The sequence below is a fragment of the Chroococcidiopsis cubana SAG 39.79 genome, from assembly GCF_003991895.1.
Taxonomy (GTDB): domain Bacteria; phylum Cyanobacteriota; class Cyanobacteriia; order Cyanobacteriales; family Chroococcidiopsidaceae; genus Chroococcidiopsis; species Chroococcidiopsis thermalis.
The window spans coordinates 36,915-52,822 of record NZ_RSCK01000026.1; the positions used below are offsets into that span (position 1 = coordinate 36,915).

The following is a 15,908-nucleotide window of genomic DNA, read 5'->3' on the forward strand; positions in this document are numbered from 1 at the left end:
CTATGAAAGCTCCTCATAAAGTTGTCATCGTTGGTGGCGGCTTTGCTGGGCTGTATGCAGCCAAAGCATTAGGAAAAAGTGGTTTCGATGTCACTTTAGTGGATAAGCGGAATTTTCATCTGTTTCAACCCCTGCTCTATCAAGTTGCTACGGGGACTCTCTCCCCAGCCGATATTTCGTCGCCGTTGCGGGCGATTTTGAATCGACAAAAAAACACTAGAGTGCTGATGGGCGAAGTCATCGATCTCGATCCTCAACAGCAAAAAATTATTTTGCGGAATGGCGAATTAGCCTACGATAGCCTGATTGTCGCGACTGGGGTAAGTCACCATTATTTCGGTAACGATAACTGGGCAGAAGTTGCACCAGGACTCAAAACTGTAGAAGATGCTTTAGAAATGCGACGGCGGATTTTTCTAGCTTTTGAAGCAGCGGAAAAGGAAACCGATCCAGAAAAACGTCGTGCTTGGTTGACTTTTGCGATCGCGGGCGGGGGACCAACGGGAGTAGAATTAGCTGGGGCGATCGCAGAGCTTGCTTACAGTACGTTAAAGCGCGATTTCCGCAATATAGACACCAAAGAAACCCAAATCTTGCTGATAGAGGGTATGGATCGCATCCTACCACCCTACGATCCAAAGTTATCGGCTCAAGCGGCGCACTCTTTAGAGCGATTGGGCGTAACGATCAAAACTAAGACTTTAGTTACGAACGTCACCGAGGATGCTGTGACGATTCGTCAAGGTGAGAATATTGAATCCATTCCTGCGCGGACGGTTTTATGGGCAGCGGGTGTGAAGGCTTCATCGATGGGAGAAGCGATCGCCCAACGCACGGGGGCGCAACTCGATCGGGCGGGACGAGTCATTGTCGAACCCGATCTAAGTCTGGCTAACTATTCCAATATTTTCATCATTGGCGATTTGGCGAATTATTCGCACCAAGATGACAAACCTTTACCAGGAGTCGCACCCGTAGCCATGCAAGAAGGGCAATATGTAGCAGAACTGATCCAACGTAGGCTTCAGGGACAAGCTGTCACTCCTTTCCGCTACGTTGATATCGCCAGCCTAGCGGTGATCGGACGCAATGCCGCAGTCGTAGATTTACGTTTCGTCAAGTTCTCAGGTCTTTTTGCTTGGTTAATTTGGCTGTTCGTGCATATTTACTACCTGATTGAATTTGACAATAAGTTGGTAGTAATTTTCCAATGGGGCTGGAACTATTTCACCCGCAAGCGAGGAGCGAGGTTAATTACTGGCGAAGAATCATTACTTCAGTTGGGGATTGATGAAAACGGTGATTATTACGCGCCGTCAGGCGATCGCTCGAACGTAGTTACTACTCACACCTAGTTAAGTTATCGGCTTGATAGTTTGTCATTAGTCATTCGTTATTTGTCATTGGTACGCCCAAAGAAATATTGACAACTGACTAATGATTCATTAGTTATTGGTAAGTCTACAAATGATAAACGAGAAGTCGTAAGTCGTAACTAAGAACACTAATCATTCACAAATGACAAATGACAAATGACTCAATTATTAGCAAGATTGCTGGCAACGCAGCCAAACATAAACTTCTTGACTTCTTTGGGAATTTTGCCAGTTGCTCTGTACTTTTTTTCTAGTTTAGAAAACTGTTCGAGATCGTAGTCGTCTTGAATGCGATCGAGGACGCAAGCACAGACTTGTTTTTTACCGCTTTTTTCCGTGCATTCCTGCATAAAACTTTGTACGACTTCTGCCGGGTATGCATTGGTATTTGCTTCAGCTCGAACCAATGTAGGAAAGAAAAAAGTGGCAGTAGAGAGAAGTGTGTATGTGAGTTGCTTTCCAGTCAGCATTTTCCGTTTAAGTTCAAAAAAATTTCATGAAGCAGACAAATCAAACATAATTTATCCGCACATTTTCTGGGTCAGAAAAATTACTGAAATTAAGATATTCTTAATTGGGAGCCAGCGATCGTTAAGTATTAATAGGTAAGTGTAAACAAATAATACAAGTTAAAAACCCTGATAAAAATCTCGCAATTTGGCGATCGGCTGTGTCAAGATGAAAAGCTACAGATTTATCAGTTATTAGTGGCTAGTGGCTGGTGACTAGTGGCTAGAATTACTCCCCCTATCCCTTGTTCGACTTACGACTTTCAACTTTTTTACCATTGCAGATTTTGACTCAGTAAGGCTGTTGCTGCTTCCCCATCTACAGCAGGAGAGAAAAAGTAGCCTTGTGCGTATTCGGACTGTAAAGCTCGCAGTCGGGTAAGTTGTGTTGCGGTTTCTACTCCTTCGGCTGTCACCTCTAGTTCGAGTTGGCGAGCGAGAGTGAGGATAGTTTCCACAAGGGGGACGTTGTCAGCGTTTTCAATTTGTGCCACAAAGGAGCGATCGACCTTTAAACCGTGAATCGGAAAGTGGTAGAGCCGCCCTAGAGATGAGTATCCCGTGCCAAAGTCATCGATCCATAATTGCACGCCTAAATTTCGTAACTGCCAGAGGAGATCGGGTGCGGCTCCGGCTCCATCCATAATTGCGCCTTCAGTAATCTCTAGGTGCAAGCATTCGGCACTTAATTCTGTATCCTGTAAAGCTTGCTGTACTTGCTGGCTGAGCTGGGGTTGACTGAACTGCTTGCCAGAAATATTTACACTCATCGTTAAAGGTGAGATCGCAGGAAATTGCCTTTGCCACTGAGCTAATTGAGCGCAAGCCGTGTAGAGTACCCACTGACAGATGCGGTTAATCAGTCCCGCCTCCTCTGCGGCGTGGATAAATTGGCTGGGGTTTTGCAAACCGTATTGGGGATGTTGCCAGCGAATCAAAGCCTCAAAACCGACAATTCTACCTGTAGCTAGCGAGATAATTGGTTGATAGTACAGGCGAAACTCTTGTCGTTCCACAGCATTTCTTAGATCTGTTTCCAATTGCAACAGTGCTACTGCCCTAGCGTGCATGTCAGGGTTAAATATCTGATAGCCTGACGTTCCCTGACTTTTGGCGCGATACATGGCAAGGTCGGCATCTCGCAGCACGTCTTCGGAGTTGTCATAACCAGTGGTACTTAAGGCAATACCAATACTGGCAGCGGTGAAAACTTCCTGTCCGTCTAAATGAAACGGCACAGCAAGCGCAGTATTGACTCGTTCGGCAACGCGAATTGCATCGCTAACATCGGTAATATCCTCGATCAGAATTGTAAATTCGTCTCCCCCGAGCCGCGCTACCGTATCTATAGGACGCAGACATTCTTTAAGGCGATCGCCGATCGCCATGAGTAAGCGATCGCCCAGTAAATGCCCTAAACTATCGTTAATGACTTTAAAGCGGTCTAAATCTAGAAACAAAACGGCGAAAAAATCTTCTGGATGCCTTTTGTGATGCTCGATCGCTAATTGCAAGCGATCCATAAACAGCACGCGATTGGGTAATCCCGTGAGCGGATCGTGAAACGCATTCTGCCGCAATTGTTCTTCTACTTGTTTCAATTGGGTAATGTCGCGGCAAATCGTATTCAGTCCTACAGGTGTCCCCATTGCATCTAAAATTAATTTGCTGCGTTCGCGAATCCAAAACACCGAGCCATCTTTACGCACTTTTCGCAGTTCGATTTCGCTCGTCGTCACTCTGTCGCGAAACATGCTCTCCATCCACTGCTGCGCCCAAGGAAGATCGGCTTCGTAAACTGTCATCCAAGCCGAACTACCAATTAGTTCTTCTTGGCTATAGCCTAAATACTCAGCACTAAACTGATTTGCCGATTGGATTGTGCCATCAGGTGTCAGGGAAAAATAGGCATCGGGAGCCAGCTCGAATAATTCTTGATATCGCTTTTCACTTTCTCGTATTGCTTCAACTCTGGCGATTTCTGCTCTGAGTTGTTGACCAAAAAAAGAAGCCAAGCCACCCAATAATAAGATCGCCAAAGTTGCACCACCAATCGTAATTGCCAGCACGTAGTTATCAATGCCAGCAGGCATCGTGCTTAATTTTTGGACGCTGGGATAGAAATCGACTCCCGCCATCGCCAGGTAGTGCATTCCATCAATCGCAGTTCCCGCTAAGATGGCACTTCCCAGCTTGCGCCAACTCTCAGCCGGAACCAGAACTTTAGCAGCCGGATGAAATGTCAGCCATAAGCCACAAAAGGACAGACCAACCGCACACAAATTGGAAAAAGCAACGAACCGCAGATCGTAGATTGGTTCTGCTGCTACCAACATCCCCTGCATAGCAATGTAATGCATCCCAATAGCGGCAAGCCCGACAAAAAAACTGCCAGACGCTAACAACAGCCATTTCAACGGTAGGCGACTGACGAGGAACAGCCCCAAACCAGCAAATGCGATCGCCACTACCATTGACAGTAAAACGATTTCAAAGTTGTAAGAGATGGGAATTGGTAATTGATAGGCAAGCATGGCAACAAAATGCATTGCCCAGACACTAATTCCTAAAGCGATCGCGCCGCCAACCGTCCAAAATTTCCGTGCAATTCCCTGCGCATAAATAACTTGTCCCACCAAATCTAGCGCTGTGTAAGCACCAAAAATCGCGATCGCTAGCGAAAGAAAAACCACCCGCAGATCGTAGGTGGCGCTTAAGGCTCTACTTATCTGAATTATTTCCCGATCTACCATACTTGCTGCTGAGATTTTGGCAGCAGAAAATCCTGCCGTAGGCTAATTTCTCTCAGCTTGCCATTTAAGTACAGAGTTTTTCTCCCTCAAAAAGTATGATTTTTAACGACTATCCTACAGATTGATGCAGAACTGGAATCAAAAACTGCGTCAATGTAAATGCATCGACTCCGATTTGAGTTCTTTCTCGTTCTGCTAAAATGCCAGCTTGGGAGTGCCACCATGCCGCACACGCCGCGATCGCATCTACTGAGATATGTTGTGCGGTTGCCTGGGCGAGCAGTCCCCCCAGTAATCCAGTTAAAACATCGCCACTCCCACCCCGTGCTAATGCAGGCGTACTCTCAGGATTAAGCCAGACTTGACCTGATGGATTGGCGATCGCCGTTCTCGCTCCCTTGAGCAATACTACTGCTTTGCTCGTCTGCGCTGCTTCTCGTACAGCACTAACGCGGTCTTGCATCGGGCTAGGAGCATCGGGAAATAAGCGCTTAAACTCTCCTGCATGAGGTGTGAGGACGGTTGGAGACGATCGCCGCGATAACTTTTGCGTCCCCAAAATGGCAAGAATATTCAACCCGTCTGCATCTAGAACTAGGGGACAATCGTTGTTCAAAACTCCTTGGATAATCGGCGTGGCTTCTAAAGTCAGACCGGGACCGCAGGCAATAGCTTGAAATGATTCTAAATCGGTTCCTTCTGGTAAATCGAGCTGGGCGATCGCGCCGTTATCGGTTTCGGGACAACCTACAACTAATGCTTCAGGAAGTTGCGCGTTCAGCAGGGGTTTGAGCGATTCAGGCACGGCGATCGACAGCATTCCGACACCACTTGCTCTAGCACCTAAAGCCGTTAGTAATGCACCGCCAGCATAGCGTCGCGAACCGCAGATGAGTAGTAAATGCCCTTGTTTGTATTTGTGGGTAACTGGCGGACGAGTCAGGGGAAGAGTGGCGATCGCCAAGTCACTCGTCACGCGCTTGACTTTAGGCGCTTCCAAAACAGCGTGTATATCTGCTGTGGGGATGTCAAAATCGAGCAGTTCTGCCGTACCGATATACTCTAATGCTCGATCTTGTAATAATCCTTGCTTCCACAATCCCAAACAAAAAGTTCGCGTTGCTTTAACTGCTTTTCCTAGCACTTCTCCTGTATCTGTATGCAACCCAGAAGGGAGATCGATGCTGAGAATAGGCATAGACCAGCGGTCGAGTTGGTGAATATCTGAGGCGATAGGCTCGGTGATTTGGCGTTCCATGCCAAACCCAAATAAGCCATCGATTAACAAGTCACAATCTTGCAAGGGAGCGATCGCCTCAAAATGTGGAATGCCCAAACTCTTAACATACTGTGCGTGTTGGTCGGTTAATTCTTTTAATTTGGCGATCGGACGGTAAACGAGAACTTCATACCCTTGAAAATGTAGCTCTCGCGCCACCACCAACGCATCACCACCGTTATGTCCTGGTCCTACCAGCACGCCGACCCGCCGTATCTGCGGATAGGGATACAATGTCTGCACTCGTCGGGCGATCGCGCCCCCTACTTTTTCCATCAAAGCTGCTACTGGCATTCCCGCAGCAAATATCCGCGCCTCAATCTGGCGCATCTGCTCAGCCGTAACTACGACTTGCTCAATTTGTTTGCGTCTAGATCGTTCTGGTAGCAAAGCTCAAATCCAAAGCTTACTTTATCTAGACTACCAGCCTTATCGAGCTACAGCTTAACGCTTGAGTCATAAAGCTTGAGGCGATCGGTTTTTCGGGTCGTGCTGCGATCGCATATCAGCAGCAACTACAGCAATCCAAATTGATTTGCAAACGTTTTCCGTGTAGAGACGTTACATGTAACGTCTCTACACGGGCAATCGATTTCACGATTCATCTAGGAGCGCTATATATGCAGTCCAGGACGATTGAAAGCAATTGCGTGAGGAACGCTATAGTAGCAGCAGTCTCATTACCAGGACAGATTGTATGTATTCAGTCATGGGTACTGTGAATATGACCTTTCCCCTTTGGGGTTTAGTAATTTTCATCGTATGGACGATCGCTGTCGTTGTCTCTTTGATTGTTGTTAGAATTCGACATCTCTCTGCTGGTGGTTCTGTCAAAGATTTCGCCACACCAAATGATGAAAGCTTGCTTTGGCGGTTATATCGGGTACAAGCTAACTTGGTGGAGAACCTACCTTTATATTTAGGAGTTGTGTTTCTGCTCACAGTTCGAGGCGTATCTGGAACAGCGGTAGATTCACTAGTTGTTGCGTACATCGGATTTCGGCTAGCACACTCACTGATTCACATAGCTGGCTTAAATCCGTTGTATCGAGTTTTCTGTTTAGGCATTCAGTTTGTTTGCTTGGTCGCCTTAATTGTACTAGCAGTTTTCTAGGTTATTAATTCAATTATTAACTATTGTCCGTAATAAACTCGCGCCCTTCTCAGTCCTGAAGCTCGTAAATAGCGCCGCCAATTTTCGGCTTGTTCTTTTGCCAAAAATGGTCCTACTCTGACGTGAGTGCGCGGTTCTTGGCGCTGGCTAATTCTGACTGGCATTCCCATTCTTAGCTGTTGGATTCGCTGTTCGATCGCACCTAATTTGTCTTGTTTAGCAGGAATGACAACGAAATAAAATTTACCTGTAAAATCTGTATCTTCTCCAGTTGAAAGATTGACAATTCGCGCATCAATGCCTTGAGATTCTAGAGCGATCGCTAGTTTTTGGGCGTTGGCAGTTTGTTGAAATATTCCTGCCTGAATCACGTTTCTTTGTTGATACTGGCGCACGAATGCCGATGGCTCAAACTGTTTGATTCGTTGTAGCGTCAATGCATTCGGATTATTTACGTAAACCAAGTAATTCGTTGTGCGAGGAGTAGGTACGGGATTTACTGGTAAAGGCTTAACTGATGCGGGGTTAGCTGGTGCAGAAGAGGGAGCTTGAAAGTCGAGTTCGCGGGGAGTGAAATTAGAATTAGAAATTCGGAATGCGGAATTCGGAATTGTTTTTTTGTTTTCAGCTATGGGTTGCGTTTCAGTGGCGTTAGCAACTACTGCCAACCATGTTCCTACCAATAGAGTTACGACTGGCGCGATCGCCATGTTCCTACTAATATCTAAATTAAAAAATTTGGTTATTATGGAAGATTGAATTCGCCGCTTCATCGTAGCTAGCCTTGTGCTTTAAGTCGAGTAGTTATTGAATATAAAACAATTTTCGCTGCATTCCCACCCACAACGCTGAAAATTAGCATTTAGGCTAAGTACAAGCAACAAAAATATAAAAAAAATTAACCCACCCTCACTCTTACCCCCAGAGCATTTATGCGGAAACTTTTTCTGGATTCATGCTGCTGCGATTGAACGTTCAGTAGATACACGGGAAGAATAGGTAATGGGTAATGGGAGTTGGTAATGGGTAGTTGCTCCCTTGTCCCCCTTCGCCCCCTAATCCCCACTCCCTTCGGTCGTGGGGTTCCCGAGTTCCCCTTTGTCCCTCCTTACTCTCTGCTCCCTAATTAAATCATTTTCTCCGGGCGGACGAGGCGATCGAATTCTACTTCGGTGAGGTAGCCTAACTCGACACAGGCTTGGCGTAGCGTAGTGCGATCGCTATATGCTTTTTTCGCCACAGCAGCAGCGCGATCGTAACCGATATGGGGGTTGAGTGCTGTGACTAGCATCAGGGAATTGGTGAGGAAATGCTGAATTTGTTCTCGATTTGGCTCAATACCAACAACTAAATGTTCGGTAAAAGACGAGCAAGCATCGGCTAATAATCGGATGGAGTGCAGCAAGTTGTGTATCATGACAGGCTTGAACACGTTTAGCTCGAAGTTACCTTGAGATCCGGCAACTGCGATCGCGGTGTCGTTTCCGATTACTTGCACGCATACCATTGTCATCGCCTCGCACTGAGTCGGATTGACTTTTCCTGGCATAATTGACGATCCAGGTTCGTTTGCAGGTAAAATTAGCTCTCCTAAGCCACACCGGGGACCAGAACCCAACCAGCGCAGATCGTTAGCAATTTTCATTAACGAAGTTGCTAGGGTTTTCAGCGTCCCGCTAGCAGCAACGATCGCATCGTGAGCCGCTAAAGCGGCAAATTTATTTGGGGCAGAGATAAATGGTAATTGGGTGCGATCGCTAATTTTCGCCGCCACGCGATCGGCAAATTCTGGATGTGTATTCAAACCCGTACCTACTGCCGTACCCCCAATTGCTAATTCATATAAATCTGGTAATGCAGCTTGAATGCGGTTTAAGTCTTTATCTAATTGAGCGATATAGCCAGAAAATTCTTGTCCTAAAGTCAAAGGTACGGCATCCATCAAGTGAGTGCGACCGATTTTGACAATCTCCTGAAATTCCTCAGATTTAGCTGCCAATGCGTCTCGCAGTTTCTTGACCATTGGTAGCAGTCGATGGTAAATCTCTTCAGCTGCGGCAATATGCATTGCTGTGGGAAACGTATCGTTGGAAGATTGGGACATATTTACATGGTCGTTGGGGTGAATTGGCTTTTTACTGCCCAAAACTCCCCCAGCTAGCTCGATCGCTCGATTGGCAATAACTTCATTTGCATTCATGTTGGTTTGAGTGCCGCTGCCCGTCTGCCAAATTCGTAACGGAAAATGGTCGTCTAGCTTGCCAGAAATTACCTCTTCTGCGGCTTGCACGATTAAACTCGCTTTATCTTCCGGTAGTTGTCCCAACTCTTGATTGACAACCGCCGCCGCTTGTTTCAAAACTCCGATCGCCCGAATCATTTCCCGTGGCATGGTATCGTTGCCAATGGCGAAGTAAATTAGCGATCGCTGGGTTTGTGCGCCCCAGTAGCGATCGCTTGGTACTTCAATCGTCCCCATACTATCGGTTTCAGTCCGAGTGCCGATTTGAGCAGTCATGGGTTCCATTAGCATTTGTTCCTTAATTCACCACATCCTACATCCTATGGCACTCCAATTCGCAATTGGATAAACCATACGAACATGGTTTATACAATATCTAGAGGGGCGCACGGCTGTGCGCCCCTACTACTTAAATAATCGATCGCACCACTCCCCCCTCAACCCGCAAGGCTGCGCCGTTAATAGCAGACGCTAAGGGACTGGCTACGAAAGCAACTAAAGCCGCAACTTCCTCCGGCGTGGCGAAGCGTTTAATTAGGGAAGAAGGGCGAGTCTTCTCGAAAAACTCTTTTTCTACTTGGCTCGGATCGATATTGCCAGACTGCGCCATGTCTTGCACGAAAGTTTCTACCCCTTCTGACTTGGTGGGACCAGCCAGGATAGAATTTACCGTAACGTTACTACCAACTGTAGTTTCTGCCATTCCTCGCGCCAAGGCAAGTTGAGCGGTTTTGGTTACGCCATAATGGATCATTTCAGCGGGAATATTCACAGATGATTCGCTGGAGATAAAAATAATCCGTCCCCAGTTTTGTTGCAGCATCAGCGGTAAGTAATGCCGCGATAACCGCACGCCACTCATGAGGTTAGTTTCGATAATTTCCATCCAATCTACATCTGTGATTTCGCCAAATTCCTTGGCTTGATAAATTCCCAGATTATTCACCAAAATGTCTACGACTGGTACTTGCTGAAACGTTAACTCAGCACCAACTGCGGTAGATAAATCTGCCGTGACACCTTGTAGTTTTGCTTCTGGATAAATCTGCCTAATTTTATCCATCGCACTCCCAACTCGTTCTGGTTTTCTGCCATTAATCGCTACTGTTGCCCCCTCTTGGGCTAAAATCGTCGCGATCGCCAAGCCGATTCCAGCAGTAGAACCACTAATTAGGGCGATTTTGTCCGTTAGTTGAAGATCCATTCGATCGCTCCTTACAGATTAAGGTCTAATCAAGCGATGCATATCTAAAGACGGTGGTGAAATTGTAGTCTGTGTCACCATGTCGTGAATCTGTCCTCGGTGGTGAGTTTGATGGTTGAAAAAGTGAGCGACTAATAAATTGACTGGATCTGCACAAGTTTTTCCTGCATTGTTTACATACTCGATCGTCCCGTGCAAAAACTCCGCAGTTAGATTGGCAACAAAGGTTTCAATCTGCTCATCTTCTACTCTACGTGCCGTCCACAATTCCTCATAATCTTCGTAAAGAATTGCATCGAGCATAGTTGATGGTATTTGCTTGCCTGCAAATCTTGTCAGCCAAATGCGGTCGCCTACTAAAATATGATTGAGCGTGCCATGAATGCTCTTAAAAAATGCAGGTCGATTTTGCTTGCGTTCTGCATCGCTTAACTGAGAACAAACTTGATACAATTTGTGATTTGCCAAACTGTTATAGCGGGCAAGCATTTGAAAGTGTTCGACAAGCATATTAGTTTTGAAGGGAGCTGGGGAATTGTAGGGGCGAGTTTAGCGAGCGGCTTTACTACTAGCAGAGATTTTCGGTGAACCCGCCCGTATAGGAATTTAGAATTGGATACAAATTTTGCCGAAGTGAGAGCCGCTTTCCATATATTTCAAAGCTTCTCGTGCTTCAGAAAAAGGAAAGACACGATCTACAATTGGTTTGATTTGATGTAGCGTAATTGCTTGATTCATGGCTTCAAACATCTCTCGCGAACCAACATAAATTCCCTGCACGCACACGCTTTTCATTAACATCGATACCGTGCTAATCTCGCCACTACCACCGCTGAGAACGCCGATTAAACTTATTTGTCCGCCTATACGTACAGCCCGTAAAGATTCGTTTAAAGTTCCCGATCCGCCAACTTCTACAACTAGATCGACACCCTCACCACCAGTTAATTCTCTGGCGGTTTTGCCCCATTGAGGAGATTGTTTGTAATTAATTGTTTCTGAAGCCCCTAATTGCTTGACTTTTTCCAACTTTTCATCGCTGCTGGAGGTAGCAATAACTCGCGCCCCTGCAATTTTGGCAAACTGAAGGGCAAAAATCGAAACTCCGCCCGTACCTTGTACGAGTACTGTCTCGCCTGCTTTGAGGTTACCGGAGTGAAATAGGGCATTCCAAGCAGTGACGGCGGCGCAGGGTAAAGCAGATGCTTCTGCGTCTGTGAGGTGCGCTGGAACGTGTACTAAACCATCCTCGTGCAATACTACGTATTCTGCCAGCATTCCGTCTCTGGCTCCACCCAAAGCCGAGTTGGTTTTTGCTGCGGTTAGTTTTCCGGCGATCCAATTTTGGAAGAAAATACCCGCCACGCGATCGCCCACTTTTACCCGCGTCACTCCTTCCCCTACTGCTACAACTTCTCCCGCGCCATCAGAAAAGGGAATTAGAGGTAAAGGTATGTTGGGATTGTACAGTCCTTTAACCACCATCAGATCGCGGTAATTCAGGGATACTGCCCGGATTTTGATTAATACTTGTCCGTAACTGGGGCTAGCATCTGGACGTTCTGCAATGTTTAGAGAGTCTAAACCGAAGGAATTCTGAATTTCGTATACCTTCATGCTAATTCTCCATCTGGTTCTGGCTGTAGAGACGTTACATGTAACGTCTCTACATAGTAAAAAAATTGGTTGCAGATCTAGCATTAGCTAGGATGGAAAAAATAGATAGCTAGTTTGATTGCTTATATTGTCAAATTTGAAACAGTGGCGATCGCAATATTTTTAATTGTCATAAATTTGTCATTCGTCATTCGTCATTGTAAAATATCCGATTTTATCGCCCCCCATTTTGAGCTTCATTAGTCATTTGCCATTGTCATATATCCAATTTTATCACCCCCCTTTTTAAGGGGGGATGGGGGGATCTTTTATGACGTAGTTGAAAGAAAATAGACGATCGCAACTTAAGAAAATGCGAACTATTCAACCTGCTTTTTACTATACAAGATCTGAATTATTTTACTCAAGCTAACGACAATTAAAACCACAGCTAAGCTAACAGCTAAGAAAGGTAATACGAGCGCCAAGATTGACAAAACAAACGCGCCGAAAGATTCAATTGTCGCTACGACTGAATTACCGAGTCCAATTGTCAAAGCAGTAGAAGATATCCGAGCAATTCCCGTTAAGCCTTGAATTGTACCAGCTGTACCACCACCTGCGATCGCGGCTAAAGTCCATTTGAGTAAAGGATCGGTATCGGGTAGAAAAGCAGCGGTAATAGCAGTACCAATTGCGATCGCGGTTGGGGTAGCAATAGTATCTAGCAAGTGGTCTACCAAGGGAATATAGTAAGCCCCCACTTCCACCGCCGTCGCCACAGCAAAAGCTATCAGTGCCGGATAAGTCCCCATCCAAGCAAAACCTGAAGCCAGGGGTAAATGACCGAAAACAGCTGCAATACTCATGACTAACGGTGGAATAAAAATCCGAAAGCCACAAGCCGCACTGAGAGCAATACCGATACTAATACCTTCTAGAGTATCCATCTTTGAGGGAACAAGAGAACAGGGGAGACAAGGGAGAAGTCAAAAATTAAAAGTCAAACGTCAAAAGTTAAAAATTAAAACTCAGGAGTCAGAAGTCATAACCAACAACTGATAACTGACAACTGTGTAGAGACGTTACATGTAACGTCTCTACACTGATAACTGATACATACTAGCGCTTTTCAGTGCCTTGATTGCCACCACCCTCAGCCATTTGATCGCTGCTGCCAGATTCTGGTATAGCAGAAGGCTTAGCATCTGTTTGAGCCGCATTACCAGTTTTGCGAATGTCTTCCTCAACGGGGGTTTGATAGCCGCCGGAAGCTGATGACGTATTTTTTTCTTCTTCTGACATAATCTTTTCCAAATTCATGCTAATTTAGCATCATTCTATACAGCAAGAAAATGCACTCTCCTCCCTCTTACATGTGGTTTGGTGTAATTTTTGCTCCACCTTTAGGAGTAATTTTGTTGAAGTGAGTTCTGAGAAAAGTTTTGACTTCTGACTTTTGACTTTTGACTTCCTCTGTTGTGGTAAAAAATACTTAAGCTAAAATTTTACAAGCAGTTTCACGATAAGGAAAAATGCCGTGTTCCCTTTGCGCGACGATGTTCCTACATCAATTACGCCTTATATTACCTATGGATTAATCGGTGCAAATATTGGTATTTTTCTTTACCAATTAACCCTGAACCAACAACAATTACAAGAATTTTTCTATTCAGCTGCCGTCGTGCCTTGCCAATTGTCAGGAAATATAGTGGGTAGATGTCCCATTCCAACACCGCAGCAATTACCAGAATGGATGACATTAATTTCATCTCAATTTTTGCATGGCGGCTTCTTACACATTGCCGGAAATATGCTGTTTCTCTGGATTTTTGGGAATAATGTAGAAGACCGTTTGGGACATGTAAAATTTTTAATTTTTTATCTTACTTGTGGAGTTTTAGCGGCATTATCTCAGTGGTTTTTCTCACCAAATTCAACTATTCCCTCATTGGGTGCAAGTGGGGCGATCGCAGGCGTGATGGGTGCGTACATTTTGCGCTATCCCCAAGCAAGGGTATTGACTTTAGTATTTTTGGGATTCTTCGTGACTACCTTGCAAATTCCAGCAATTTTTTTCTTAGGATTGTGGTTCGTTCAACAAGCTTTATATGGTATCGCTAGTTTACAAGTTCCTAGCAATATTGGGATGGAAAGTGGCGGTGTCGCTTATTGGGCGCACGCCGGAGGATTTGTATTTGGGGCAATTCTCGCCCCAATGTTTGGATTGTTGAAACGCGATTAATTGAGACGAAATGTAGAGACGTTGATGTAACGTCTCTTTATCGAGACTCTGGTGATGATGCGATCGCTTCTGGTTGCGGTAAATTCTGTTCTGGCGATCGCTGAAACACGACTTGTAATAATGGTGGGGCGATAAATGTGGTGACGATGACCATGACAATAATTGCTGCATCTAAAGCAGGTGGTAACACCCCAGTAGCAGAACCAATACCTGCAAAAACAAGTCCTACTTCACCTCTAGGAATCATACCCACGCCGATCGCTAAACGATTGACTTTTTCTTGCCCGAAGACGGTGAAGCCAGTGACAACTTTACCCAAAATTGCCACGACAATCAGAAAGCTTGCCATAATTAGCCCTTCCCGATTTGCTGGGACGGCTGGGTTTAAAACACCGATGTCTGTTTTGGCACTAACAACCACAAAGAAAATCGGTACGAGAATATCTGCGATCGGAACGACTTGACTTTTCAATTCGCGACATTTTTGCGTTTCTGCTAAAACTAACCCAGCAGTAAAAGCTCCTAAAATTGCCTCTAATTTGATGACAGTGGCAATGTAGGACAAGACAAAAGCGAAAATGAGTGCTGGAATTAATAATTGACCGCGAGTTCTGAGTGCATCGACTAACTGAACGAAGTAGGGATTTAACCAGCGTCCGATTAAAATTGCTCCTACTAAAAACACGACTGAACTGAGGATTAAATAAATAATATTTGTCAGTTCGACTTCTCCAGTTTTAGCAAGACTAGCAACCACTGCTAGGACGATAATACCCAAAACATCATCTAGCACCGCTGCCCCGATAATAATTTGTCCTTCCGAACGGTTGAGATAGTTGAGTTCTGCCAAAACTTTAGCCGTAATACCGATGCTAGTTGCCGTCAAAGCCGCGCCTGCAAAAATAGCTGGTACGGTGGAGATGTGAAATAAAGTAATTAAGCCTAAAGTACCGAATAGAAACGGTGTCACCACCCCGACGATCGCGACGATTGTAGCTTGAGTCCCGACGCGCAATAATTCTTGTAAATTGGACTCTAACCCAATTTCAAACAGTAAAATCACCACACCAATTTCTGACAGAACGGAAATCACTTCGCTGTCTATCTGAAATGTTGTCGTCACTCCATCTACACTCAATCCTGCCGTAGCCTCCAGAAAACTCATTAACAGGGAATTAGAACTGTCGCCGCCACCTTCTGGAAAAACCAACAGATGTAAAGCCGAGATTCCTACCACCAAGCCGCCGATAAGTTGCCCTAAAACTGGTGGTAAATTCAGCCGCGCGCAAACTTCCCCGCCAATGGTACTGGCTAGGTAAATGACAACCAGACTAGCTAAGATGCCAGCAAAAATGAAGGGAGCATTGTCTGCTGTTGAAGCACTGGCAAGTAAAGAAGTGCTACCGATGCGAATCGGATCGAACCAGGCGATCGCGTCAAATACTGGTGCTGCGGAAATCAGTCCACCAAAATTCATGCTTTAACCTCAAGTCACTTTTCTCATTGTGCCGTTAATTCGGGAGTTGGGAGTCGGGATAAGGGGGACAAGGGGGACAAGGGGGACAAGGGGGACAAGGGGACAAGGGGGAT

Annotated in this window: 14 protein-coding genes; 3 read left to right on the forward strand and 11 right to left on the reverse strand. The window is 45.5% G+C overall.

The window, feature by feature from the left end; all coding sequences use genetic code 11:
• Window positions 1-2: 2 nt before the first annotated feature.
• Entirely contained in the window at window positions 3-1,355 is a 1,353-nt protein-coding gene (locus DSM107010_RS17045) for an NAD(P)/FAD-dependent oxidoreductase (protein ID WP_241994243.1), read from the forward strand.
• A gap of 182 nt (window positions 1,356-1,537) precedes the next feature.
• Here the strand turns inward: DSM107010_RS17045 and DSM107010_RS17050 are convergent, their stop codons facing one another.
• From DSM107010_RS17050 to DSM107010_RS17060, 3 genes are all read right to left on the reverse strand, one after another.
• Window positions 1,538-1,846 (reverse strand): hypothetical protein, encoded by a 309-nt coding sequence (locus DSM107010_RS17050; protein WP_015153687.1) that lies wholly within the window; start codon window positions 1,844-1,846, stop codon window positions 1,538-1,540.
• A gap of 311 nt (window positions 1,847-2,157) precedes the next feature.
• On the reverse strand, window positions 2,158-4,638 hold the full coding sequence (locus DSM107010_RS17055; RefSeq protein ID WP_106169602.1) for an EAL domain-containing protein: 2,481 nt from the start codon (window positions 4,636-4,638) through the stop codon (window positions 2,158-2,160).
• Window positions 4,639-4,747: 109 nt separating this feature from the next.
• Window positions 4,748-6,307 carry an NAD(P)H-hydrate dehydratase gene (locus DSM107010_RS17060; protein ID WP_106169605.1) on the reverse strand — a complete coding sequence of 520 codons (1,560 nt, stop codon included), beginning with the start codon at window positions 6,305-6,307 and terminating at the stop codon, window positions 4,748-4,750.
• 307 nt (window positions 6,308-6,614) lie between these two features.
• Between DSM107010_RS17060 and DSM107010_RS17065 the strand changes: the two genes are divergently transcribed.
• The gene (locus DSM107010_RS17065) at window positions 6,615-7,031 is read left to right on the forward strand and encodes an MAPEG family protein (RefSeq protein WP_106169607.1); all 417 of its coding nucleotides are present in this window, start codon (window positions 6,615-6,617) and stop codon (window positions 7,029-7,031) included.
• Between the two features lie 20 nt (window positions 7,032-7,051).
• Here the strand turns inward: DSM107010_RS17065 and DSM107010_RS17070 are convergent, their stop codons facing one another.
• The 7 genes from DSM107010_RS17070 to DSM107010_RS17105 all read right to left on the reverse strand — a co-directional run bounded on the left by DSM107010_RS17070 (window position 7,052) and on the right by DSM107010_RS17105 (window position 13,378).
• Window positions 7,052-7,804 carry an SPOR domain-containing protein gene (locus DSM107010_RS17070; protein ID WP_127023436.1) on the reverse strand — a complete coding sequence of 251 codons (753 nt, stop codon included), beginning with the start codon at window positions 7,802-7,804 and terminating at the stop codon, window positions 7,052-7,054.
• Window positions 7,805-8,157: 353 nt separating this feature from the next.
• Entirely contained in the window at window positions 8,158-9,558 is a 1,401-nt protein-coding gene (fumC, locus tag DSM107010_RS17080; RefSeq protein WP_181246444.1) for a class II fumarate hydratase, read from the reverse strand.
• 124 nt (window positions 9,559-9,682) lie between these two features.
• Window positions 9,683-10,477 carry an SDR family NAD(P)-dependent oxidoreductase gene (locus DSM107010_RS17085; protein WP_015153681.1) on the reverse strand — a complete coding sequence of 265 codons (795 nt, stop codon included), beginning with the start codon at window positions 10,475-10,477 and terminating at the stop codon, window positions 9,683-9,685.
• A gap of 18 nt (window positions 10,478-10,495) precedes the next feature.
• Window positions 10,496-10,987, reverse strand: coding sequence for a DinB family protein (locus DSM107010_RS17090; RefSeq protein ID WP_106168860.1), 492 nt, complete (start codon window positions 10,985-10,987; stop codon window positions 10,496-10,498).
• 96 nt (window positions 10,988-11,083) lie between these two features.
• Complete coding sequence (locus DSM107010_RS17095) at window positions 11,084-12,094, reverse strand: zinc-dependent alcohol dehydrogenase family protein (protein WP_106168859.1); 1,011 nt, start codon at window positions 12,092-12,094, stop codon at window positions 11,084-11,086.
• A 359-nt stretch (window positions 12,095-12,453) separates the two neighbouring features.
• Window positions 12,454-13,023 carry a DUF4126 domain-containing protein gene (locus tag DSM107010_RS17100; RefSeq protein ID WP_106168858.1) on the reverse strand — a complete coding sequence of 190 codons (570 nt, stop codon included), beginning with the start codon at window positions 13,021-13,023 and terminating at the stop codon, window positions 12,454-12,456.
• A gap of 172 nt (window positions 13,024-13,195) precedes the next feature.
• Window positions 13,196-13,378 carry a hypothetical protein gene (locus DSM107010_RS17105; protein WP_106168862.1) on the reverse strand — a complete coding sequence of 61 codons (183 nt, stop codon included), beginning with the start codon at window positions 13,376-13,378 and terminating at the stop codon, window positions 13,196-13,198.
• A 235-nt stretch (window positions 13,379-13,613) separates the two neighbouring features.
• Between DSM107010_RS17105 and DSM107010_RS17110 the strand changes: the two genes are divergently transcribed.
• Window positions 13,614-14,318 carry a rhomboid family intramembrane serine protease gene (locus tag DSM107010_RS17110; protein ID WP_015153676.1) on the forward strand — a complete coding sequence of 235 codons (705 nt, stop codon included), beginning with the start codon at window positions 13,614-13,616 and terminating at the stop codon, window positions 14,316-14,318.
• 37 nt (window positions 14,319-14,355) lie between these two features.
• Here DSM107010_RS17110 and DSM107010_RS17115 read toward each other — a convergent pair whose 3' ends face one another.
• Window positions 14,356-15,795 carry a cation:proton antiporter gene (locus tag DSM107010_RS17115; RefSeq protein ID WP_199755584.1) on the reverse strand — a complete coding sequence of 480 codons (1,440 nt, stop codon included), beginning with the start codon at window positions 15,793-15,795 and terminating at the stop codon, window positions 14,356-14,358.
• Window positions 15,796-15,908 lie beyond the last annotated feature (113 nt).